Origin of the sequence: Dactylosporangium sucinum (assembly GCF_014647515.1) — a bacterium.
Lineage (GTDB): Bacteria > Actinomycetota > Actinomycetes > Mycobacteriales > Micromonosporaceae > Dactylosporangium > Dactylosporangium sucinum.
In genome coordinates this window covers 246-20,555 of record NZ_BMPI01000024.1, presented here as the reverse complement: position 1 = coordinate 20,555, position 20,310 = coordinate 246, and the positions used below count along the sequence as shown (strand labels likewise).

Below are 20,310 nucleotides of genomic sequence, written 5' to 3'. Positions count from 1 at the left end.
CTATCCTGTCCGGTATGCGGCACCGCCGAACCGCCTGGCGGCGCGGGCCGTGCACTCCCCACGTGGACACGACCAGCCAGCTCACGGCCGCTTGGAGAGACGCCATGACCCACGAACTTCCGCAGCTCGGCCCGGACGTCTTCCTGGCCGACGGCGGCATCGAGACCGACCTGATCTTCAACAAGGGCGCCGAGCTGCCCGAGTTCGCCGCGTTCACGCTGCTGTCCGGCGAGGCCGGCACCCGGCTGCTCGACGGCTACTTCCGCGAGTACGTGGCGGTCGCCGCGCAGGCCGGCACCGGCCTGGTGCTGGAGTCCGCGACCTGGCGGGCCAGCCCCGGCTGGGCGGCGAAGCTCGGCTACGACGCCGCCGGCCTGGCCCGCGCCAACCGGCAGGCCGTCGAGCTGCTCCTGCGGATCCGCGACGAGCAGCCGACCGGCCGGCCGGTCGTGGTGAGCGGCTGCGTCGGGCCGCGCAGCGACGGCTACCGGCCGGAGCAGCTGCTGGACACCGACGGCGCCGCCGAGTACCACGCCGTGCAGATCCGCCAGCTCAGGGGCGCCGACCTCGTCACCGCGATGACGATGGGGTACCCCGAGGAGGCGATCGGCGTCGCCCGCGCGGCCCGGGCCGAGGGCCGGCCCGTCGTCATCTCGTTCACCGTCGAGACCGACGGCACCCTCCCCACGGGCATGCCGCTCGCCGAGGCGGTCGTCCGCACGGACGAGGCGACCGACGGGTATCCGGCGTACTACATGCTCAACTGCGCCCACCCCGACCACTTCGCGCCGGCGCTCGACCCGCAGGCGGCCTGGACGCACCGCATCCGCGGCCTGCGCTCCAACGCCTCCCGCCTCAGCCACGCCGAGCTGGACGAGGCCCCGGCCCTGGACGCCGGCGACCCCGCCGAGTTCGGCGGCCTGCACCGCGGCCTGCGTGACACCCTGCCCTGGCTGACCGTCTTCGGCGGCTGCTGCGGCACGGACGCCCGCCACGTCCGCTCCCTGGCCCGCGCTCTCTCCCAGCCGGGCGGCGCGCCGCTCACGACACCATCTGCTGCTGGTCCAGCTCCGTCAGCGTGACCGTGCACAGCCCGCCCCGCTCGGCCTTCACGTTCGTCACCTCGAGCTGCGTGCCGGGGGCGAGGATGAACTCCTCCTCCCCGGTGAACGCCGAGAAGCTGCGGATGCCCACGGCCCGGGCGGGGCGCACCTCGAACAGGGTCCGCTTGCCGCGGCTGCCGAGGAACGCCTGGGCCACGCCGAGCTTCGACGTGCACGAGGAGACGCCCCACCAGGTGACCGTCTGGCCGAGCGGGTACTGCGCGCGCAGGTCGAGCGCCACGCCGCGCCACAGCGGCTCCTTGCGGGCGGGCAGGCGCGAGACGGCGGAGAAGAGGAGGCGGAGGTACGGCAGGTAGGGCGCGAGGCGCCCGCGGTCGGGGTGGCGGAGGGTGGCGTTGATCTGCCGGTAGAACGCCGACTCGCAGGTGTAGAGGTACAGGGCGGCGGCCTCGTCCGCGGTCAGGCCGGCGCCGGTCGCCGCCAGGCCGAACCGGTGCGACGTCTCGACGTGCCAGTCGAGGCCCGACAGCACCTTGGCGGCCGGCGCGACGGCCTCGCGGAAGTCCATGAGCGGCGTGTCGAAGACGCCGGTGATGGCGGGCAGGGCCAGGCCCTCGTCCTTGACGCTGGCCAGCCGCTCCAGGTACAGCTTGTGCAGCTCCATCGTGGACGCGATGAACGCGCCCATGCGGTCGGCCGTCGCCGTCCGCTGCGCGTTCCACCCCGTGCTCGGCAACCAGTCGACCTCGTCGGCGCCGAGGCCGGCCAGCGCCGCGTTCACCTGGCCGAAGTGGTCGCCGTCGCAGAAGATGTCGCCCTGGGCCGCCGGGTTGCAGTGGTCGATGTGGCGGACCTCGACCCCGGGGTACTTGCGCTGCAGGCGCTGCACGAGGGACTTGAGGTTGCGCGCGTGCGCGCCCCACCACGCGAACACCACGCCGCGGTCCTGCTCATTCTCGGCGTCCTGCTTGGCCCGCAGGATCTCCTCCACGAGCCGCTCGACCACCGGCCGCCAGAACGCGGTGTGCTGGTCGGTCGCCATGGCGCCGTCGGCGCTCGCGGTGAGCGAGGCGTTGAGCAGCAGCACGCCCTGCGTGAGCATCGCCTGGAACCACTCCGGCGGCTGCACCGTGTCGTGCCGCTTGAGCAGCGCCCGGATGTCGGCGATCGGCGTCTTCTTCGGGATGTCGTGCTTCCACATCGCCGCGCCCTTGATGATGCAGCGGATGCTGACCGTCTTGCCGAACTGGCTGTCGGCCCAGTCGTGGAAGGTGTTGTCGAACATCGCGATGCCGGTGGCGCTCTCCGGCCGCGGGTACGGGTTCTGGCCGAAGACGACGACCTTCCACTTGTGCGGCGGGTGCGGCTTGAGCGCCTGGAAGGTCAGCTCCCGCACCGGCACGACCTGCGGGCTGCGGCCCGGCCCGATGAACGTCCCGGCGCCCGGCTGCGCCTCGATCACCGGCCGCAGCAGCGGCAGCCACGGCTCACCGCCGCCGGTGAACAGCTCGGTGAGGGCCAACGGGTCGGTGCTGTCGCTCGTCATCTCGGCGGCTCCGTGGGGGTGGTCGGGCGTCTGCGGGCCGATCATAGGAGGCCTCTTCTATATTCGTGACCCATGACAGCCGATCACCAGCCGCTCCGCGTCGTCCTGTGCGACGTCAACGCAAAGGTCGTCGAGGCCTGGCTCTCCGCCTTCGCCGACGCCCCGGACGTGCAGATCACCAAGGGCTCGATCCTCGACCAGCAGGTCGACGCCTGGGTCAGCCCGACGAACTCCCACGGCCGGATGGACGGCGGCGTCGACGCGGTCATCAAACGCCACCTGGGCGCCGGCATCCAGATGCGCGTCCAGAAGGCGATCCGCGCGAAGTTCGGCGGTTCGCTGCCGATCGGCGGCGCCGTCTGCGTGGCGTCGGGGGCGGCGAACCCGCGGTACCTCATCTCGACCCCGACGATGACCGCGTCGGTCGAGGACGTGAGCGCGACGCTGAACGTGGCCCTCGCCTGCGCCGCCGCCTTCCAGGCCATCCACATGCAGAACGACCGCGAGCCCGGCAGCATCCGCTCGGTGGCCCTGGTGGGCATGGGCGCCGCGACGGGCAGCGTGCCGCCCCAGGTCTGCGCCAACCTGATGTGGGCGGGCCACGCCCTGTTCGGGGACTACGCGTTCCGCGACTACGACGACCTGCGCGCCACGGTGGTGGGCCAGCTCGCCGACATCGAGACCCGCCCGCACACCGAGCGCGTCCGGATCACGCCCCCGGCCGCCCGCCGCTGATCCCGCCCGCGCCCGCGACGTCGGCGCTGCGGGCGCGCCCGGCCGGGGTCCCTCGGCTCGGCCGGGCGCGCCCGCCGGTCACGGCGTGGTGCCGTCCCTGTGGGTGATCCCGTAGGTACCCGCGACGGCACCGGTCTCCAGGATCACGGTCACCGGGCCGTCGGGCAGGCTACAGGTGACCGTGCGCTCCTCGTACGCCGGTGTCGGCCCGCAGTATCGCAGTCCGCCCGCGTCGAACACCGAGAGCGCCGCCGCGCCCGCGCCCGCCGTGCGCTGCCAGGTGAACGTCTCGCGGGACGCGTGCTGGCCGGCCGGGACGGTGAAACAGAACGCGAAGTGGTCCGCGTCGGCAGTGACCGTCGCCCCGCTGCCGCCGCGCGGCAGTTCGGCGCAGGACGGCGGGCCGTCCACGCGCCGGAAGGCGGTCGTGAACGCCCCGGGCGCGTTGCCCGCGTTCTCGGTCAGGATCGCGTAGAACGGCGCGGTGCCGTTGAGCTGGCAGCTGCTCTGCCGTAGCTGCCAGCCGCCGTCGCAGATGTACGCGCCCGTCGCGTCGACGACGTACGCCGAAGGGTTGGCCGAGCCGGTCGCGTCGGTGGGCTGCAGCTCGACGACCCGGGACCCGGCCGCGCCGGGCAGCTGCCGGCAGAGGTACTGACCCGGCGCCGTGAACTCGGCCCGGAAGGCGGCGCCGTCGTCCGCGACCACCGGGCAGCCCGACGGCTCGATCGGCAGCACCGTCGTCACGTAGGCGACGTCGTTGTCGATGACCGAGCCGGGCACCCGCCCGTCGAGCACCATCGTGTACCGCCCGGCCGCCGGGATCTGGCAGTACGCGCTGTCGTCGCAGACCCGGTGGCCCGTGCTGTCGTACACCGATCCGTAGAGCAGGGTGTTGTCGGCGCGGTAGGCGCGGGCGACGTAGGTGCCCGGGGTCGCGATGTTCAGGATGCGGCAGCGGACCGGGCCGAGCGCGCCGGCCGGATCCGCGTTGTACGCACCGGGCCGCACGACCGGGCAGCCGGCCGGCTGCGAGAGCCGCCGGACCTGCAGCTTGTAGGCCTCGTCGGTGCTGCTGGAATCCCAGTAGGCCAGGAACGACAGCACCCGGTAGGTGCCGGTCGCGGGCAGCACGCACCCGTCCTCCGGGCTGTAGCTCGTGCACAGCGCCTGGCCCGAGCTGTCGACCAGCCAGGACGAGACGTAGTTGTAGTTGATCGACGCCGAGTAGAGCACGACCCGGTCGCCGGCGTTGCCGTGGAACGGCTGGCAGTTGGTCTGCACGGCCGAGGTCTGGTGCACGACCAGCGCGTCCTGGGCCCAGGACAGGCCGGTGCCGGCCGCGCAGCCCGCGTTGCGGAACAGCGCCGGCGCGGCGATCCGGTAGCTGACCGGGTTCCAGTCGCGGTTGGTGGTGACGACCGTGTAGTCGCCGGCGGCCGGCAGACCGCACGCCGGCCGGAGGGCGGAGCTGTCGCAGACGAGGTTGCCCGCGTCGTCGTAGAGCTGCCAGAACAGGCTCTGCGAGTTGAAGATGCGGATCCCGACGGTCCCGGCGGACGGCATCCGCAGCCGGTGACAGCTGACGCCGTCGCCGGCCGGCAGGTTGCCGGTGCCGGCCTGGCCGGCCGGGTCGCCGAACGCCGCCAGCTGCAGCGGCGCGCAGCCGGCCGCGTTCGAGATCCGGGCCATCCGCAGCGTGTACGGCGAGGCGGCGCCGTAGTAGTCGTAGAGGCTCAGCGAGTAGGGCCCCGGCGTGGCCAGCTTGCAGACCTGCGCGTAGCGGACCATGCAGACCGGCTGGAACTGCCCGTCGAGGATCGTCCCCTGGACCGACCCGCTCGCCGGCGCCCACAGCTGCAGCACGCTGCCGACCGGCTGGTGGAACCGGAAGCAGGTGCCCGCCGAGCCGGTCGGCAGGGTCCCGGTCACGCCGGTCGAGGCGAACGAGAAGAACGTGCCGGGCAGCGTCGTGCACGCGGACGGCGTGCGCATGGACTCGACCGAGATGCTGTAGTTGCCGCTCTCGCCATACTGCAGCGCGGCCCTGATCGTGTAGGTGCCCGCCTTCGCCAGCTGGCACTCGCGGGTGTGCAGGTAGCACAGCACCGTGCCCTGCCGGTCGACGAGCGTGAACCCGACCGGCGAGCCGGTGCCGCCGCTGGTCATCACGAACAGCTTGTCGTTGGCCCGGGTCGTGGTGACGGTGAAGACGTCCGGCTCGGTGGTGAGCGCCGAACAGACGGCGACCTCGCCGAACGCGAGCGTCCCGCCGCACTTGTCGGCCGCGGCGGCCGCGGGTGGCGCGGCGAGCAGCGTGACGGCGAGCGTGACGGCGGCGAGCAGTGGCAGGAGGTGTTTGAGGGTAGGGCGATGAACACGCATGGCAGAACTCCCCCGTGAAGTTCCACGCGATCGCGCGGGATGAGGCCATCGTCGCACGCGGATGGATCCCCCGCGATCCGGTGCGACATTCCGCCCGAAGCGGACCTCGAAACATTTCCACGCGTGGGACCGCTGGACACAGGTTTCCGAACCGTTGTTTTCACGTGCGTACATCGGCCGTTCGCCATCCGACCTGCACAGCACGATTTTCGAAAGACCGACCGCATTGACAGTTGCCGAAATGTTGCCGGATTCTCGGCGCAACTTTCCAAGGAAGGAGCGCCTGGTGATCAACCGAAAGTTCCGGCCGGCGGTGGTCGTCCTGGCGGTGGCCCTGACCGTCGCGTTCGCCGGCGCGGTGACGGTGCTGGCGCGGACCACGACCGCGCAGGCCGCCGCCGCGGGCGTCGAGGACGAGGGCGCCGACTGCCCCGTGCCGGCCCTGCCCGACGCGGGCGCGCTGCCCACCAACTCCCGGCTCCCCGACCCCTTCAAGCGACTCGACGGCTCCCGCATCACCACCAAGGCGGACTGGCGGTGCCAGCGGACGCTCGTCAAGAAGCTGGCCGAGAAGTTCGTGTACGGCGAGAAGCCCGCGAAGCCGGCCGGCGTCACCGGCACCGTCTCGCGGACCGGCATCACCGTGAACGTGGCGCAGAACGGCCGCAGTTCGAGCTTCTCGGCGAGCGTCGACCTGCCCAGCGGCACCGGGCCGTTCCCCGCGGTCGTCGTGGTGGGCGGCTTCGGCGCGGACACCGCCGCCATCAAGGCGGCCGGCGCCGCGGTCATCAGCTACGACCCGTACTCGGTCGGCCGCGAGGGCACGCCCCGCACCAACAAGCAGGGCGCCTTCTACACCGTCTACGGCGCGACCAGCCCGACCGGCCTGCTCATGGCCTGGGCCTGGGGTGTCAGCCGCATCATCGACGTCATCGAGCAGTCCGGCGGGAGCATCCTGCGGGCCGACGCGACCGGCGTGACCGGCTGCTCCCGGTTCGGCAAGGGCGCCTTCGTCATCGGCGCGTTCGACCAGCGCATCGCCCTCACGATGCCGATCGAGTCGGGCAGCGCCGGCGTGCCCATCTTCCGCGGCATCCCGGGCGAGGGGGCGCAGAGCCTGAGCAGCGCCTACGGCGAGCAGCCGTGGCTGGGCGACGCGTTCGGCTCGTTCACGGGCAGCCCGGCCCGGCTGCCGGTCGACACCCACGAGATGGTGGCCATGGTCGCCCCGCGCGGCCTGTTCATCATGGACAACCCGCACATCGTCAACCTCGGGCCGAAGTCGGCGAGCGTCGCGGCGCTCGGCGGCGCCGAGGTCTACAAGGCCCTGGGCGCCGGCGAGAACATCACGTACTGGTCGGACGTGCAGGACGGCACGCACTGCGCGAACCGGCCGGAGTGGCGCACCCCGTTGCAGCAGAACATCCAGAAGTACCTCGTGAGAACCGGCAACGCGGCGGGCACCATGCGCATCTCCAGCCGCGCGGCCGGCAACCTCGCCGAGTGGCGCGACTGGACGACCCCGACCCTCAGCGGGACGCTCCCGTCGTCGTCCGCGTCGGCGTCGGCGTCCCCCTCCGCATCCGCCTCGGCGTCGGCTTCCGCGTCGCCGTCGGCGTCGACGCCGCCTCCCCCGGGCGGCTGCACGGCCACGGCGTCGATCAACCAGTGGCAGGGCGGCTTCGTGGCCACGATCCGGGTCACGGCCGGCGCGGCGCCGATCAGCGGCTGGACGGTCGGCACGACCCTGCCGGCGGGCGCGACGATCGTGAACGCCTGGAACGCCGACCGCAGCGGGAACAGCGGCGCGGTCCAGTTCACGAACGTCGCCTACAACGGCACCGTCGCCGCCGGCCAGTACACGGAGTTCGGCTTCCAGGGCACGGGCACCGGTACCGGCCTCACCCCCACCTGCACCGCCCGCTAGCCCATGGCGAGGGGCCCGGCTGCTCGCCGGGCCCCTCGTCGCGCAGGTGTCAGCTCGTGCGGATGCGGAAGGTGACCTGGTTGTTGTCCGGCTTCGGGTCGTCGACGTTCTTCTTGTCGTTGAGGCCGACCGCGGTCACGAACGCCTGGACCGTGCCCTCGGTGAACGACGCGTCCACCGTGACCGTGATCGTCTCGCTGAGCTGGGCGCCGGCGGCCAGCGGGGCGTGCGGCGACTGGTCGCTGCCGAAGACCCAGCCGCTCTCGAAGGCCGGGTTGTCGCCCGAGCAGGGGAAGGAGCAGTTCGACAGGTCGACGAAGAAGCGGCCGGACGCGTTCGGGCCGTTGTTCTTCACCGTGACCTTCGCGGTGCCGGTGCGCTTGCCGTCGGTGACCGGGCCGAGGACCACGTCGGTGACGGTGACCTGCAGGTCGGTCACGCGGGACGCGTCGCCGAACGCGGTCGGGCCGGCGAGCTGCTTGAACTTCGTGCCGTCCCAGCCGTACTCGCGGTCCTGGTGCCGCTCCGAGCTGGGATCCTGCCCGCAGCAGGCGATGGAGTCGGAGATGTCGGCGACGATCCCGCCGCCGGTGCGCGGCCTGATGTCGCGGACGTTGGCCCGCGCGTTCTCGGGGACGACCACGCCGAGCAGCACGACGTTGCCGGCCGCGTCCCGGTCGAACGCGAGGACCTGGCTCGCCGGCGCCTCGCCGGGCTTGCACAGCACGAGCGCGGCGGTCTCGAGGGCCGAGTCACCGTCGAGGTCGGTGTGGACGACCTGCTCCACCCACGCCCTGGTCTGGCCCTTCGGGTTGCTGGTCGCCAGCTTGACCCCCTTGGTCGGGCACTGCCCGCTGGCGAAGGCCGGGAAGTCCACGTCGACCGCGCCGAGCTGGGCCGGCGTGATCACGCCGTCCGGCGGCGCGGACGTCGGCGCCGCGGCCGACGGGCTGGCCGGCGGCGTGGACGGCTCGACCGGCCCCGGCGACCCACCCGGGATCGGTGGCGGGTTGTTGCCGTGTGGATCGGCGGCGAAGGCCGCGATCGGCGCGGCGATGAGCAAGGCGCCCAGCACGCTGAGCGTGGTGAGCCGTACCGTGCGCCGGTGCTTGACCGTGGCCCGCACGGCGGCCGTGCCGGGCGTCATGGCCGGGGTTGTGGCCTCGGTGGCGCGGAAGTCCCCGAGGGCGTCGTTGATCAGGTCGTCGAACTCAGACATTGTTCCTGCCTCCCTTGCGCTCCGCCAGCTGCTCGCCGAGGGCCGCACGGCCCCGGCTCAGCCAGCTCTTGACCGTGCCTTCCGCGACGTCTTCCTGCGCCGCGATCTCGGCGACCGTGAGCTCGCCGATGTAGTGCAGTACCACCGCCTTGCGCAGCTGCGCCGGGATCTTCGCCAGCGCCGCCACCAGGGCGATCCGGTCCGGTGAGGGTCCCTCCATGTGTTCCTCGCGCTGGCCGCGCAGGAAGTTCAGCGCGGTCCGGCGGCGCCGGAACCGGCTGGTGGCCAGGTTCCAGGCCACCCGCCTGACCCAGGCGAACGGGTCCTGGTAGGTGCTGATGGTCTTCCACTTGCTGAACGCCCGGCAGAACGCCTCCTGCACCACGTCCTGCGCCTCGGCCCGGTCGCCGAGATACGCGAAGAGCTGGGATCGCAGCACCGGAAACGCCGCCGCGTAGAACTCGTCGAAGTCGCGTTGGACATCGACGTTCGGCACCGCATCGCTGCGTGTCATCGTCGCGGTCACACTGTCCTTCCTCCCCTGTCGCCCGCCCCTTGTTGAGCAGGCACCGTCGACACGCCTGGCGCCCGACGGGGGTTGCGAAGATCTTTTACCGCATGGTCGCGTGCCGCGGGTTTCCGTTCGGCCTGGACTCGCGGGGGGCCGCGAGTCCGCCCGCCGCCGCGGCGTCGACCTGCCGTACCGACCTCGGTCGCGGGTCTTCCACCCGTCCCGGGCCTCGTGGGTGTGACGGTGCGCACCGCTCGCCCGCTCCTTGAGAGGGAACAAACCGACCCAAGCCCGAGGAGGATGGACATTGCGCGCAATCACCAGCAGTCGACCAGAGGCTCGTGTCCGGCCGCACACCGACCGGCTCACGTGGTAGGGGGCCGACCATGCGGCACATTCGAACCCTGATCGCTGCGATCGTCATCGCTCCGCTGGCCTGGGTGCTGCTGGCGCTCGGCCAGGTCCGGTCCGCCGGCGCGTTCACCGGCACCCTGCACGCAGCCGACTTCGCGCGGCCGGTGGCGCTGCTCGCCGCGGCCGGACTGCTGCTGGGCCTGCTGGGCACGCTGCGGTTCTCGCCGCTGGGGGCGATGGCGATCGGCATCGCGTACACCTTGAGCTACGCGATGCTGCTCGTCGCACCGGCACAGACGATGAACCTGTTCACCGACGACCTCTGGGTGGCCGGCCGGCACCTCGACCTGACCGCACCGATCCGGAGCGGGACCACGATGGTGCTGGGCGTGCTGCTCCTGGTCGGGGCGGCCAGCAGGCAGCGCTGGCGCCGCTGGCCACAACCCGCCGCCGAGGCGCCCGAGACGACGGAGACCCCGCAGCGCCCGCTGGGCATCGAAGGGCTCGGCCTGAACCCGGCATACCGCGACGCCGAACCCGAGCCGGCCACGGTCCCCGCGCCGTACACCACCCCGGAGCCCTACGACACCGAGCGCTGGGCCAGCGGGACCGACGAGTCCGCCCAGCGCCAACCCACCTCGGCGAGCCGATCCCCCTACGGGTGGTAGCAGTTCTCGGTGCATCCGAGCACGCCCATGAGCCGGCAGAGCGGCCGGCGCCCAGGACAAGCGGGCCGTCGAGACGGTCCGAGTGCCCTGGGCGCCGGCGCGGCGCTACGGCATGGTCCATCGCTGCGCGTCGGACTGGTTGCAGGCCGCCGTGCGCTGCGGGCCCCTGCTGCCCGGGTCGTCGTCCGGCCCGCTGAGACACAGCCCCGACGCCGGATTGATCAGCGAGTCCGCGGATCCTGACCGCCATTGCTGGGCGGGGCCGCCGTCGCAGGTCTGCAGGGTGACGTGGCCGGCCGCCGCCTGCAGGCACCGGCCCAGGGCCTGAACGGTGCCGTCGCCCGCCACGGTCCAGGTCTGGCCCGGACTGCCGTCGCAGTCCCACCTGCGGATCCTGTCGGCGTGCGGGCCGGCGGCGCCGTCAAGGCACAGCCCGGAGACGGCGGTGATCCGCCCGGTGCGGGTGCCGGCCGGCGGCGGTTGCCCCGGCACGGGCTGCTCGTCGAGCGCAGGAGGACCGCTCGGCTGGGTGCTGTCCGACGGATGGGGCGGCGACGCAGAGCCGGGCGGCGGGCCGGGCCGGGACGACGCGCCGGCCGTTGAGGGCGTGATCGATGCCGGCGACGACGGTGCGGCCCGCACGGGGCCCGCCGCGGCCCCGCCCACGTCCGCGGCCGGCGCCGCCGGCTGGTCGCCGACGGCGAGTACCAGTGCGGTGGTGCCCGTCAGCAGGATCAGCGCGCCCGAGCCGACGGAGAGCAGGCGGCGTCGGCCACGATGCACCGTCGAGACGTGCCTCGTCAGGGCCGAGCCGATCCGCCCGACCGAGCGGGTCGGGCCGGCGCGGCCGGGCGTCGCCGCGGGCCGGCCGTGATCCTCGGGTTGACCGGCTGACGGTGGTGGGCCGCCCATGACGTCGTCCGCGGGGTGTTCCGCGTGCTGCAGCAGGTGGACGTAGGGACGTACGAGCAGCGGCTCGTCGTCGAGCTCCGGCCCGGCGGTGCCCGGCTCCGTCCGGTCGGGGTCCGTCATTTGCCGGCCGCCGGCTCCACCGTGGGCCGCCGGCTCGGGTGCGGCCGGGTGTTCGTGTCGCGGCACTCGGCGTCATCGCGGCCGGGCGTCCGTACCAGCATGCACCGGACGGTAGCGGCCATTGCCGTACGCCGATGAGATCGCCCGAGGGTGAAATGCAGGTTCACCCGCCCGCCTCACCCTCCGGCAGATCTGACACCTTCCCGACACTCCCGCCGACCCGAGTAACCCGAGCGAGTCGACGCACGCCCGTTCAACCAGACACACCTTCCAGGCGGGGTGGACGAGGCGACGTGGCTGGAGGCGCGGCTCAACAGCTGGCTGCGTGCGCCGCGATCCTGCCCTGTGACGCGATCGTCAGCATCCTCACCAAGGACCGCCATGAAGGACTACCGGGCACCCGAAACCCGCAGCGAGGCCCTCGCACTCCTGGAGCAGCACGTCGAGCGAGACGGAATATGCGAGGGCTGCCTGGCCTCATGGGCACGGCTGGTCGCTTTCCCCTGCTCGCACGCACAGTCGGCACGCCGCTTCCTCGCCGGCGCGCCCACCGCCGGCGACCCGGCCGACCCGGCCGGTCAGGAGTAGTAGTCCTCCAGCAGCGCCGGCGTCAGCCCGGCCGTCTTGATGCCCCGCAGCGCGGCGATGAAGTCCTCGACGAACTGGTCCCGGAAGTGCATGAGGATGACGTCGCCCGGTTGGACGACCTTGACCTCCTGGTACCACACGTTGCCCTGGTTGACCGACTCCTTCCAGAAGAACGCGGCCTTCATCCCGCAGTCGCGTACGGCGCGCAGCGTCGTCGCGTCCTTCTCGCCGAACGGCGGCCGGAACAGCGTCGGCCGCCGGCCGTAGAGCTCGGCGAGCCGGTCGGCCGAGCCGCAGATCTCCTGCCGCTGCGCGTCGTACGACAGACCGGACAGCTTGTTGTGGGTGATCGTGTGCGCCTCGATCACGGCGCCGAGGTCCTGCAGCGTCCGGAAGTACCCCGGGTTGTCGCTGATGGCGTTGATCGTGAGGAACAGGGTCACCGGCACGCGCGCTTCCCGCAGCAGCTCGGCCGCCTCGGGATGCTTGACCCAGCCGTCGTCGATGGTGACGAACGCGACTCGCTGGTCGGTCGGCACCCGCGCGACCCACGGCACGCCGCCGTCCTCGACGACCGCGGCCGGACGGACGGCGGGTGGTGCCTTGTCGAACCGCGGCAGGCGGTCGGCGTAGACGCCGGCGGAGGGCGAGGCGCTCGGCGACGCGCCCGAGCCGGCGCCCGGCAACGCCGACGGATGGGCATCGGCGGGGAGCGGACGCGGACCGCGGCTGGTGACGGCGCGGGCCACCACGAAGGTCGTGGCCAGCAGCAACGCAACCACCAGCAGGCGTACCCAGCGCACCTTGACGACACGGACGAACATGCGCCGAGCGTAGGCAGGGACGGACGCCCTCGGCTTCGCCTCCGTCCCGCTCGCCCGCGGTTTCGCCCCCGCCCGGAGCGCCGGTCACCAGCCCTTGATCTCGGGCTCGAACGGGTCGGCCGGCGGGGCGCCGGCGACGAGGTCGGCGAAGGCGTGCTCGGCGACGACGGCGTCGTGGTCGTCGTAGGCGCGCACCGTGACCGCGGCGAGCGGTCCCGGTAGCTCGACCCCGCCCACCCCGTTGGTCAGGGTTCCGTTGGCGAGCACCGCATCGCCCCGCCGCACCTCGAACCGCACCGCCGCCGGCGGCGCGATGACCTTCAGCGTGTCGGGCTCGTCCCAGCTGAACGTGGGCAACCGCATGGCGATGAGCGCCTTCGCCGGGTCGCCGCCGATGCCGCCGCCGGTCGGGTGGTTGCGCCCGTTCGGCTCCGGGTTCGTGTCGGTGGCCAACGTCGTGTACGGGCCGCCGCCGTCCTTCGTCACCGCCATGACGGTGGCGATCTGGCCCAGACCGGAGCCGCCGCCGTTGGGGTCGTCGACCTGGAAGTCGTCGCTCCACAGCACGACGTAGTGCACGTCCGGGCCGGTGAGCCCGAACTGGTACGCCAGCGCGTCCGCGGCCGCCTCGGCCGCCCGCGGCGCCGGCTTGCCCCGCCCGAACAGCGGTGCCGGGTCGACGTTCCCGGTCCGGGCGGCGCCGGCCGACGCGACGGGCCCCTCGTAGAGCACGTCGTCCCCGCGGCCGATCCGCAACCGCAGCCCGGCCGGCAGCTTCGCGGTGTCGCGCAGCACGTACCCCGCCGGCTCCGCCGTCCACTCCCGCTCGACGGTCCCGTCGGCGCGGTAGCGCGGCCCGGACGACACCGACGTGTCGTATCCGGCCGGCCCGAACACCAGCACGTACCCGCGGTTGCCGGTGTCGCGCCACTCGTCCTTCACCACCGGCTCGCTGACGTCGGACCAGCCCGTGAGCTCCAGCCGCCCGGGCTTCGCCCCGCGCGGCCCGACGAGGTTGATCATCCGAGGAGCGGACGTCACTCCCGCCACGAGCACCAGCCGGCGATTCCCCGGTACGTCACCGGCGAAGAGGATCCGCAACCGCGCCCCGTCCCCGGGCAGCCCGAACGCCTCCGGCTCCTGCACGATGCGATCGAGCACCCCGCTGGCAAAGCCGGCGTCCCCGGCGAGCGATCCGCGCGCGGGCGTGTCGAGCAGCGGCTGCACGAGAGCCGGCGGCGCCCCGTCGAGCCGGCCGGGCCCACCTTCGGGCGGCCCGGCGCTCCCGAACTGCTGCGGCGGCAGGAAGATCGCAACCCCGCCGACGAGGCAGACAACGGCGAGCACGCTGAGCACGACCCGCGCGGTGACGACCGTCCGCCGCTGCCGGGTCGCCCCGTACAAGGCAAGATCGGTAACGTCGTAGAGCTTCGCATCGTCGGCAAGGTCGTCGAGCAACTCGCCCAACCGATTCATGGCCGCACCTCCATCGACTCCTCGACCTGCTCGGCCAACTCCGGCGCAAGCTTCCGCAACCGCGCGAGCGCGTGACTGGTCTGGCTCTTGACCGTCCCGGTCGTGACGCCCATGGCCTGGGCGGTGTCGACTTCGGACAGATCCTCGAAGTACCGCAGCACGATGACCGCCCGCTGCCGGGGCGTGAGCCGCGCGAGCGCCTCCTTCAGGACGACCCGCAACACGGTCCGGCTGGTCTCGTCCTCGGCGTGCCCCCGCTCCGGCACGGCGTCGGTGGACTCCTCCAGCCACCGCCGGCGCCGCCAGGTGCGGACATGCTCGTGGTACAAGATCTTGCGCACGTAGGCCTCGGGGTCCTGCGCCTTGGAGATGCGCGGCCAGGCGAGCGCAGCCTTGATCAGCGTGACCTGCAGGAGATCCTCGGCCTGGGCATGCCCGCCGGCGAGCAGGTAGGCGGCCCGGGAAAGCCGAGGCAGCCGTGCCCGCACGAACTCACGGAAACCCTCTTCGTCGACCACCCGACTCCTCCCCAGGACACCTCTACCCGAGTACATGCCTCCAGGCCCCCGGCGGGTTGGAACCCCGGCGCGGCCCGCGCTCCGAGTCGCCGGTCCCGGGTGAATCACCTCCTCAGCGGCTACGGCGCAGCCGGCCGCCGATCCAGCGTTCGACGCTCTCGGAGTCGACTTCAAGCACGTCGGCGAGGCCGGTTGGCGTGATGCCACGTTCCGGCATGGCGGTCCGCAGGCGGTCGTTCGGCATGACTTCCCGTCCCCGGCGTCGCGCCATCTGGACGCCTGACCAGTTCACACCGCAGGGGGCACTGTTGATGCGCGGCTCCCGCCCGGCCACGGAGTTCTCCCCCTCGCCGCGCCGCAGCGATCGGCCCGATCCATGAGAGCGCCACGGCGACAACGACGTTCACGCTCTGCCGAACGTGATGCACTCGATGTACAATGGACTGTACATCCGAAGGGGATAGGACATGCGTCACGTCACATTCAGCGAAGCGCGCCAGAACTTCGCAGCCACCCTCAACCGCGTCGAGGAAGACGCCGAACCAGCAGTGATCACCCGCGTCGGCCACGACCCGATGGTCGTCATTTCACTGCGTGAGTACGAATCACTGCGCGAGACGGCATACCTGCAGGCCAGCCCGGCGAACGCACGACGGCTGGAGGCCGCCATCGAGCGGCACCGTCAGGGTGAGGTCGAGGAGCATGAGCTGGCCGGAAACGCCGAGTGAAGATCACCTGGGACCGGGACGCCTGGGACGACTACCTGTGGTGGCAGGGCAATGATCGCAGGCTGCTGCGACGGATCAACCAGTTGATCGAAGATATCCTCCGTAACGGCAACGCGGACGGCATTGGCAAACCGGAGCGGCTACGACACCAGTTCGACGGCTACTGGTCGCGGCGGATCGACGAGGAGCATCGACTGGTGTACGTAGCCACTGCCGATGGCGTGCATATCATCGCCTGCCGGTACCACTATTCCTGAACTGACGCGTGGTACCCCCCCGAAGCTCCGGAGCAGTGGCTCACCAGGTCAGAGCCGAGGACTCATAATCCCCTGGTCGCCAGTTGCGACCCGACCACAGCCGAAGTCTCAATCTGTCCCCAGGCCAACTCAACGAATCCGAAACGTGGCGAATAGGGCGAGTGGGCGAACGGCACGCGAGGCCGGCCGGAGACCAGGGTGGTGGTCCGTTCAGCCATGCCAGCCGCAAGCCTCGGTGGACGCGACCCGCAGCGCAGCCAGTGGCCGCGCAGCGGCCATGGGAGGTAACCGGGGTCGGCCCCCGGTTACCTCCGGCACGTAGCTCCCGAGCCGGACCCGAGCGAGGACCTGGAGAGCCGGACCCAGGCACAGTTCGTGACCCTCGCGCGGGAACTGGGGCTGTCGCCGACAACGCGCATGCCGAAGGGGAAACTGGTCGAGCTGATCCGGGCGAAGGCACCCGCCCGGCCAGCCAAGGCGAAGCCCACGCCGGCCACGCCCGCCGCGAAGGCGAGCAGGAAGGCCGAGGCGGCGGCCTCGAAGTGGGCGGCCGAAGGCCGAGGCGCTCCGCGGAGCTGAAGCCGTTCGGCTGGAAGGTCCTCGTGGCGGTGAAGGCGACGACCGGGCGGAGCTGAGCGCGAAGCGCGGGACGGAGACGCTGGTGATCGTGTGGGACGCCGGAGTCTTCACCTACAACGACAGCGTCTACACCTCCGCCACCCGGAGCCTCCACCCTCGCAACGTCAGCGCAGCTCGGCTGCGTTGCGCGGTGTCCGCCGAGTAGCAGGCCGCACGGAACCGTCGGCCACCCTCGGCCATCGCTTCGGCCGAGGGCGGCACTGTCTTCTCGAAGAAGGGGCGTCACGCAGGGAGATCCGGTTCACGAGGGGAAGCTGGGACCGTTTCCGGTTCGCCGACAGGACGAGTAGCGGGCTCCTCCCCAGCCTCGGCCGCCGCGACCCCCTGTGTTGGCTTTCGGCGCCGAAGGACCTTGCGACCTACGTCACGCAACTCTTCCGAGAGACCGTGAACGAACCGGCGCCTCGGCGGTCGCATCGACGTAGCGATCGGCTCCACCAAGTTGGCGAGACCCTCGCACGCCCTACTCGCGGCCAGCCACGTGTCGCCCGTGTCCTCCAACTCCGCCTGAACGTGGAGGGGGACCACCGAGGTCTGGAGTTGGATCGTCTCCTCTAGTTGGGCAGACCGCACCTCGATGTCGAGCCAGACCGGCGAGGCGTGGTTGTACCAGATCAGACGCCGCACCATCCGGGCGTGCCGCTCAGACAGTAGGTCAAGCTTCGCCCGGAGAGTCTCCTCTTCGCGGCTGGCAGCGAGGTACGGCCTTCGGTGGGGACGCCCTTCTTCCACACGATCTCGGAACCAGCAGTGCGCACGACGTCCATGAGGGCGAAGCCATGATCTCGGATAGCCTGCGGCAGTTCCTCTTCGAGGAGCTTCGACAACTCGTGAAGGTTGTCCTCCCAACGCTCCCGCCGCCGGATCCGCGCCTGGGCCCAAGGCACGACGATCACCTGCACGACGGTCGTACTGACAAGGGCCAGCCCGCCGCCGATGAAGACGCCCACGAGCGCGCTGTCCATGGCATCAATGTAAGGGCGAGCCCCAACGTCTCCCGCTAGTCATGGATCCGCCGATCGAGCAACTCCAGCGTGTGGTCCCAGAAGACCGGCCCGCTGGTCCAGTCGATCCGGTCGTGCTCGGTCGGCCAGATCCGCATCAGGCACGCCTCGACATCCGGACGCCCGCCGGAGAGCTCCAACTCACCCACCGCGAAGTTGATCAAGACCTGGAATGCCACACGGAAGACCGTGAACGTCGCGACGAAGGCGTTCGGCTGACGGCTCGGGTCCGGCTCTTCATCGGGGAACGGGAAGTGCAGCGGGGACGACGAAGCCGCGAGCGCGCGCGTCGTACCTAGGAACGGCGACATCCACACCGTCACGCCGTCCGGCGGACGATGCCCCAGCCGGAGGGCGTGCCCGACGGCACGCGGGACGACGCGAACCGGATTCAACGAGTCGAGAACCAACGCCGTCTTGGTCGCCCACACTGCGAGCCGCTCCTGCTGCGCCCGATCGAGGTGCCAAGTTCCCTCAAACATCGGCACCATGATCGCCTTGACGTCACCCTCCAGGACGCTGCCCCAGCGGTTGTTGCAGTCATCGCACAGCACAGGTGGGCGCGGACCCGCTGGCGCCGTCTCAAAGCCTCGATTCTGCGGAAACCACGCACCGTGAGACGTGAGATAGTTGGAGATCCACTCAGACCACAGGTGCTCCTCGGTCAACGGCCCGTCGTTCGACTGGCATAGCAGACAGTCGTTCTCTCCCGCCGGTAGATGCATCTGGAGTGCAGGATCGTCGGGATGGGCGGCCTCGTACTTGGTCACGGTGAGACCCTCGTGAAACTCGATCTCCCCGTTCAGCAGCCGCGCACGAACACCAGGCACGCAGTCGAAATGGACAATGCCGAGCAAATACGTCGGCTCGGAGGGGACCGTACGGCTGGTCAGGCGCATTAGCGCAGGTCCAGCCGGAAACGCCGCGATCCAGCTTCCCGAGCGGGTGCCAGTGATCATCGACCACGCGTCGCGCTGACGCTTGACCGTCTGCCCGCACGTTAGGCAGGGCAGCTTCGTCCATGAACTGTTGTCTCGGACAACTGGCGCTAACACGAAAACGATTGTGCGCGCACGCCTAAACCTTGGCGAGCGAGAAACCGGCTGTCGTCGCGCAGGTATGGCCCGCTACGGCCTCGGCGACACGGAGGGCGGGGAACGGTCGAGTTCGGATCATTCAGCCAGATACCGGCCAAATACACCCAGTCAAACGCGCACCCGAGGAGCGAGGGGCGTCAGCGCCGGGTGAGGCTCCAGCCGACGAAGCGCTCGTGGAGGTCCCCGGCGCTGACGCCCATCTCCTCGGCCGCCTCGTACATCCACAGCGCCAGCAGGGCGCGCAGGAAGTGGCGGCGACCTTGGTAGTCCTCCAGGAACTTGATCTGGCGCTCCCGGCAGGGCCACGGCTCATCGCACGTCGCGCAATGCCAGCTCGGCCGGTTAGCTACGTGCCGAACGTCGCTCATGCTGCCTCCCGCTGGCTGATTTCTTGGAGGAGCGGGGTGACCCTGGCTCCATCCGCTCAGACCACCACGCTCTGTAGTCGAGGCTAAGGGTATACGTCCTGTACGTCTAGGACGTGCCGCCAGGACGTTTAGGACGTACAGAGAGCTACGGTCCGTCGATGGTTGACCCGATGAGCCCAACTCCGATCTACGTCCAGGTGGCGGACGTCATCGCCGGGCGGATCGAGCGCGGGGAGTTGGAGCCGAACAAGCCCATTCCGAGCGAACTGGCCATCCAACAGGAGTTCGGCGTGGCGCGCGGTACGGCTCGCCGAGCCGTGCAGGAGCTACGCGACCGGGGCCTGGTCTTCACACTGCCGCAGCGCGGGACCTACGTGTCCGACCCCAAGGGCCGGTAGGAAGCCGGGGGAACCCCGGGAAGACAATCTCCGGTCGTCGGAGATCGTCTATGTCAGGCCACGGAAGACCTGGTCAACATGGTGGAGCGGACGATGCACCATGCGAACCACCTCGCCGAAGTTGTCGGCAATCCACTGAGCGGGCTGACAGTCAGCCCAAAAGCACCCAGCGGGCGGGAGCGGTGTCGCGTCGAGGCCGACCGGGGCCGTTATCCTCGGCTCGATGATCGAGATCCTGGACAACCTTGGCATCCTCGCCCGGCCTGACCTCGATCTGTCGACCTTGAGCCTGGCCGGCGCCCGCTACGGATCGAACGCCGCCACCTCCATTGACCGCGCGCGGATCAAGGAAGTCACGTTCTCCCCGATCGTCCGGCGCGGCAGAAGCAGCACGGGCATCGAGAGCGAGTACTACGCTGCGGACGGCAGGCGTATCCCGCTTGACGAGGTCATCGACAGCGTCATCACCGCCGACGGCATGTTGCACCTTCACGGGCACGTCAGTTACAAGATCGCGGCTGGAATTGTCGTTGGTTTCGCCTTGTACGGTGCAGACCGCGGCCATCTGACGTACTTCCGCCACCTCCGCTCCTACGACGACTTCCTCGCCGCCTTCGGCAGGCCCGACCGAGTCGAGCGGAACGAAGCTTTCGGCGACCTGTTGGGCTACGACAATTCCTACTGGGCGTCGAAGAAGCAGGCGAACTGGGACAGCTGGGACGAACGCCTGTCGTCGGTGAGCCTCGGCAGCTATGAGGGCAACAACGGCCCGAGCGAACCACCGAAGTCTCATGTCCGCCCGCTGGATCGACCCTGAGAACCATGGCGGGAAGGGCAACCAGGGCGAATGTCGCGCGAGCCCGGTCGGATGTCGGCCCGTCCAGTTTCGCCGGTCGAACCGCGGCAAAAAGGGTGAGTCGGACGACGTGTGCACGCGCCCGAATGGAGGTCAAGGTGGTGGTCTGTCCAGCT

The 20,310-nt window shown here is 70.9% G+C and carries 22 protein-coding genes; 10 read left to right on the top strand and 12 right to left on the bottom strand.

The annotated features are described in order from the left end of the window. The first annotated feature begins 104 nt into the window (after positions 1-104). Positions 105-1,082, top strand: a complete 978-nt coding sequence (locus tag IEZ31_RS24030; RefSeq protein WP_190252212.1) for a homocysteine S-methyltransferase family protein — start codon at positions 105-107, stop codon at positions 1,080-1,082. Here IEZ31_RS24030 and IEZ31_RS24025 read toward each other — a convergent pair. After that, a complete protein-coding gene (locus IEZ31_RS24025; RefSeq protein WP_190252211.1) occupies positions 1,042-2,610 on the bottom strand; it encodes an ADP-ribosyltransferase domain-containing protein in 1,569 nt (522 codons plus the stop codon). The two genes, IEZ31_RS24030 and IEZ31_RS24025, sit on opposite strands and share 41 nt — an antisense overlap. 72 nt (positions 2,611-2,682) lie before the next feature. On the opposite strand from IEZ31_RS24025, the gene IEZ31_RS24020 reads away from it, so the two are divergent. After that, positions 2,683-3,345, top strand: coding sequence for a macro domain-containing protein (locus tag IEZ31_RS24020; protein WP_190252210.1), 663 nt, complete (start codon positions 2,683-2,685; stop codon positions 3,343-3,345). A 78-nt stretch (positions 3,346-3,423) separates the two neighbouring features. On the opposite strand, the gene IEZ31_RS24015 is transcribed toward IEZ31_RS24020, so the two are convergent. Then, positions 3,424-5,730 (bottom strand): hypothetical protein, encoded by a 2,307-nt coding sequence (locus IEZ31_RS24015; protein WP_190252209.1) that lies wholly within the window; start codon positions 5,728-5,730, stop codon positions 3,424-3,426. A gap of 286 nt (positions 5,731-6,016) precedes the next feature. Between IEZ31_RS24015 and IEZ31_RS24010 the strand changes: the two genes are divergently transcribed. After that, complete coding sequence (locus IEZ31_RS24010) at positions 6,017-7,657, top strand: glucuronyl esterase domain-containing protein (protein ID WP_229835788.1); 1,641 nt, start codon at positions 6,017-6,019, stop codon at positions 7,655-7,657. Positions 7,658-7,706: 49 nt separating this feature from the next. Here the strand turns inward: IEZ31_RS24010 and IEZ31_RS24005 are convergent, their stop codons facing one another. Beyond that, complete coding sequence (locus IEZ31_RS24005) at positions 7,707-8,876, bottom strand: hypothetical protein (RefSeq protein WP_190252207.1); 1,170 nt, start codon at positions 8,874-8,876, stop codon at positions 7,707-7,709. Then, positions 8,869-9,390: a SigE family RNA polymerase sigma factor gene (locus tag IEZ31_RS24000; protein WP_190252206.1), complete on the bottom strand. Its 522-nt coding sequence runs from the start codon at positions 9,388-9,390 to the stop codon at positions 8,869-8,871. Before IEZ31_RS24000 ends, IEZ31_RS24005 begins: the two co-directional genes overlap by 8 nt. Positions 9,391-9,773: 383 nt before the next feature. On the opposite strand from IEZ31_RS24000, the gene IEZ31_RS23995 reads away from it, so the two are divergent. Continuing rightward, positions 9,774-10,409, top strand: coding sequence for a hypothetical protein (locus IEZ31_RS23995; RefSeq protein ID WP_190252205.1), 636 nt, complete (start codon positions 9,774-9,776; stop codon positions 10,407-10,409). 105 nt (positions 10,410-10,514) lie between these two features. On the opposite strand, the gene IEZ31_RS23990 is transcribed toward IEZ31_RS23995, so the two are convergent. Continuing rightward, positions 10,515-11,441 (bottom strand): ricin-type beta-trefoil lectin domain protein, encoded by a 927-nt coding sequence (locus IEZ31_RS23990; RefSeq protein ID WP_190252204.1) that lies wholly within the window; start codon positions 11,439-11,441, stop codon positions 10,515-10,517. Between the two features lie 381 nt (positions 11,442-11,822). On the opposite strand from IEZ31_RS23990, the gene IEZ31_RS23985 reads away from it, so the two are divergent. Beyond that, positions 11,823-12,029, top strand: coding sequence for a hypothetical protein (locus tag IEZ31_RS23985; RefSeq protein ID WP_190252203.1), 207 nt, complete (start codon positions 11,823-11,825; stop codon positions 12,027-12,029). On the opposite strand, the gene IEZ31_RS23980 is transcribed toward IEZ31_RS23985, so the two are convergent. The 4 genes from IEZ31_RS23980 to IEZ31_RS23965 form a co-directional block, all read right to left on the bottom strand. Beyond that, entirely contained in the window at positions 12,020-12,853 is an 834-nt protein-coding gene (locus tag IEZ31_RS23980) for a polysaccharide deacetylase family protein (protein WP_190252202.1), read from the bottom strand. The genes IEZ31_RS23985 and IEZ31_RS23980 overlap by 10 nt on opposite strands. 84 nt (positions 12,854-12,937) lie before the next feature. Next, positions 12,938-14,329: a hypothetical protein gene (locus IEZ31_RS23975; protein ID WP_190252201.1), complete on the bottom strand. Its 1,392-nt coding sequence runs from the start codon at positions 14,327-14,329 to the stop codon at positions 12,938-12,940. After that, positions 14,326-14,847, bottom strand: a complete 522-nt coding sequence (locus IEZ31_RS23970) for a SigE family RNA polymerase sigma factor (RefSeq protein WP_229835787.1) — start codon at positions 14,845-14,847, stop codon at positions 14,326-14,328. Before IEZ31_RS23970 ends, IEZ31_RS23975 begins: the two co-directional genes overlap by 4 nt. Positions 14,848-14,959: 112 nt before the next feature. After that, on the bottom strand, positions 14,960-15,181 hold the full coding sequence (locus tag IEZ31_RS23965; protein WP_190252199.1) for a hypothetical protein: 222 nt from the start codon (positions 15,179-15,181) through the stop codon (positions 14,960-14,962). Between the two features lie 133 nt (positions 15,182-15,314). On the opposite strand from IEZ31_RS23965, the gene IEZ31_RS23960 reads away from it, so the two are divergent. From IEZ31_RS23960 to IEZ31_RS58220, 3 genes are all read left to right on the top strand, one after another. Then, positions 15,315-15,575: a type II toxin-antitoxin system Phd/YefM family antitoxin gene (locus tag IEZ31_RS23960; RefSeq protein ID WP_190252198.1), complete on the top strand. Its 261-nt coding sequence runs from the start codon at positions 15,315-15,317 to the stop codon at positions 15,573-15,575. Then, positions 15,572-15,832 carry a Txe/YoeB family addiction module toxin gene (locus IEZ31_RS23955; RefSeq protein ID WP_190252197.1) on the top strand — a complete coding sequence of 87 codons (261 nt, stop codon included), beginning with the start codon at positions 15,572-15,574 and terminating at the stop codon, positions 15,830-15,832. Before IEZ31_RS23960 ends, IEZ31_RS23955 begins: the two co-directional genes overlap by 4 nt. Positions 15,833-16,493: 661 nt before the next feature. Further along, positions 16,494-16,616 (top strand): hypothetical protein, encoded by a 123-nt coding sequence (locus IEZ31_RS58220; protein ID WP_268241686.1) that lies wholly within the window; start codon positions 16,494-16,496, stop codon positions 16,614-16,616. Between the two features lie 469 nt (positions 16,617-17,085). Here IEZ31_RS58220 and IEZ31_RS23950 read toward each other — a convergent pair whose 3' ends face one another. The 3 genes from IEZ31_RS23950 to IEZ31_RS23940 all read right to left on the bottom strand — a co-directional run bounded on the left by IEZ31_RS23950 (position 17,086) and on the right by IEZ31_RS23940 (position 18,940). After that, a complete protein-coding gene (locus tag IEZ31_RS23950; protein ID WP_190252196.1) occupies positions 17,086-17,436 on the bottom strand; it encodes a hypothetical protein in 351 nt (116 codons plus the stop codon). 35 nt (positions 17,437-17,471) lie between these two features. Further along, positions 17,472-18,434 (bottom strand): hypothetical protein, encoded by a 963-nt coding sequence (locus IEZ31_RS23945; protein ID WP_190252195.1) that lies wholly within the window; start codon positions 18,432-18,434, stop codon positions 17,472-17,474. 275 nt (positions 18,435-18,709) lie between these two features. Continuing rightward, the gene (locus IEZ31_RS23940) at positions 18,710-18,940 is read right to left on the bottom strand and encodes a hypothetical protein (RefSeq protein WP_190252194.1); all 231 of its coding nucleotides are present in this window, start codon (positions 18,938-18,940) and stop codon (positions 18,710-18,712) included. A gap of 170 nt (positions 18,941-19,110) precedes the next feature. Between IEZ31_RS23940 and IEZ31_RS23935 the strand changes: the two genes are divergently transcribed. After that, positions 19,111-19,338, top strand: a complete 228-nt coding sequence (locus IEZ31_RS23935) for a GntR family transcriptional regulator (protein WP_373294674.1) — start codon at positions 19,111-19,113, stop codon at positions 19,336-19,338. Between the two features lie 223 nt (positions 19,339-19,561). Then, the gene (locus IEZ31_RS23930) at positions 19,562-20,155 is read left to right on the top strand and encodes a hypothetical protein (protein WP_190252192.1); all 594 of its coding nucleotides are present in this window, start codon (positions 19,562-19,564) and stop codon (positions 20,153-20,155) included. Positions 20,156-20,310: the final 155 nt, after the last annotated feature.

Bases quoted from the DNA above. Each gene is read 5' to 3' on its own strand.
- IEZ31_RS23935 (WP_373294674.1), top strand. From the start codon at position 19,111: ATGAGCCCAACTCCGATCTACGTCCAGGTGGCGGACGTCATCGCCGGG.
- IEZ31_RS23945 (WP_190252195.1), bottom strand. From the start codon at position 18,434: ATGATCACTGGCACCCGCTCGGGAAGCTGGATCGCGGCGTTTCCGGCT.
- IEZ31_RS24025 (WP_190252211.1), bottom strand. From the start codon at position 2,610: ATGACGAGCGACAGCACCGACCCGTTGGCCCTCACCGAGCTGTTCACC.
- IEZ31_RS24000 (WP_190252206.1), bottom strand. From the start codon at position 9,390: ATGACACGCAGCGATGCGGTGCCGAACGTCGATGTCCAACGCGACTTC.
- IEZ31_RS24015 (WP_190252209.1), bottom strand. From the start codon at position 5,730: ATGCGTGTTCATCGCCCTACCCTCAAACACCTCCTGCCACTGCTCGCC.
- IEZ31_RS23980 (WP_190252202.1), bottom strand. From the start codon at position 12,853: ATGTTCGTCCGTGTCGTCAAGGTGCGCTGGGTACGCCTGCTGGTGGTT.
- IEZ31_RS23960 (WP_190252198.1), top strand. From the start codon at position 15,315: ATGCGTCACGTCACATTCAGCGAAGCGCGCCAGAACTTCGCAGCCACC.
- IEZ31_RS23950 (WP_190252196.1), bottom strand. From the start codon at position 17,436: ATGGACAGCGCGCTCGTGGGCGTCTTCATCGGCGGCGGGCTGGCCCTT.
- IEZ31_RS24020 (WP_190252210.1), top strand. From the start codon at position 2,683: ATGACAGCCGATCACCAGCCGCTCCGCGTCGTCCTGTGCGACGTCAAC.
- IEZ31_RS24030 (WP_190252212.1), top strand. From the start codon at position 105: ATGACCCACGAACTTCCGCAGCTCGGCCCGGACGTCTTCCTGGCCGAC.
- IEZ31_RS24005 (WP_190252207.1), bottom strand. From the start codon at position 8,876: ATGTCTGAGTTCGACGACCTGATCAACGACGCCCTCGGGGACTTCCGC.
- IEZ31_RS23990 (WP_190252204.1), bottom strand. From the start codon at position 11,441: ATGACGGACCCCGACCGGACGGAGCCGGGCACCGCCGGGCCGGAGCTC.
- IEZ31_RS23995 (WP_190252205.1), top strand. From the start codon at position 9,774: ATGCGGCACATTCGAACCCTGATCGCTGCGATCGTCATCGCTCCGCTG.
- IEZ31_RS23975 (WP_190252201.1), bottom strand. From the start codon at position 14,329: ATGAATCGGTTGGGCGAGTTGCTCGACGACCTTGCCGACGATGCGAAG.
- IEZ31_RS23940 (WP_190252194.1), bottom strand. From the start codon at position 18,940: ATGAGCGACGTTCGGCACGTAGCTAACCGGCCGAGCTGGCATTGCGCG.
- IEZ31_RS23930 (WP_190252192.1), top strand. From the start codon at position 19,562: ATGATCGAGATCCTGGACAACCTTGGCATCCTCGCCCGGCCTGACCTC.
- IEZ31_RS23985 (WP_190252203.1), top strand. From the start codon at position 11,823: ATGAAGGACTACCGGGCACCCGAAACCCGCAGCGAGGCCCTCGCACTC.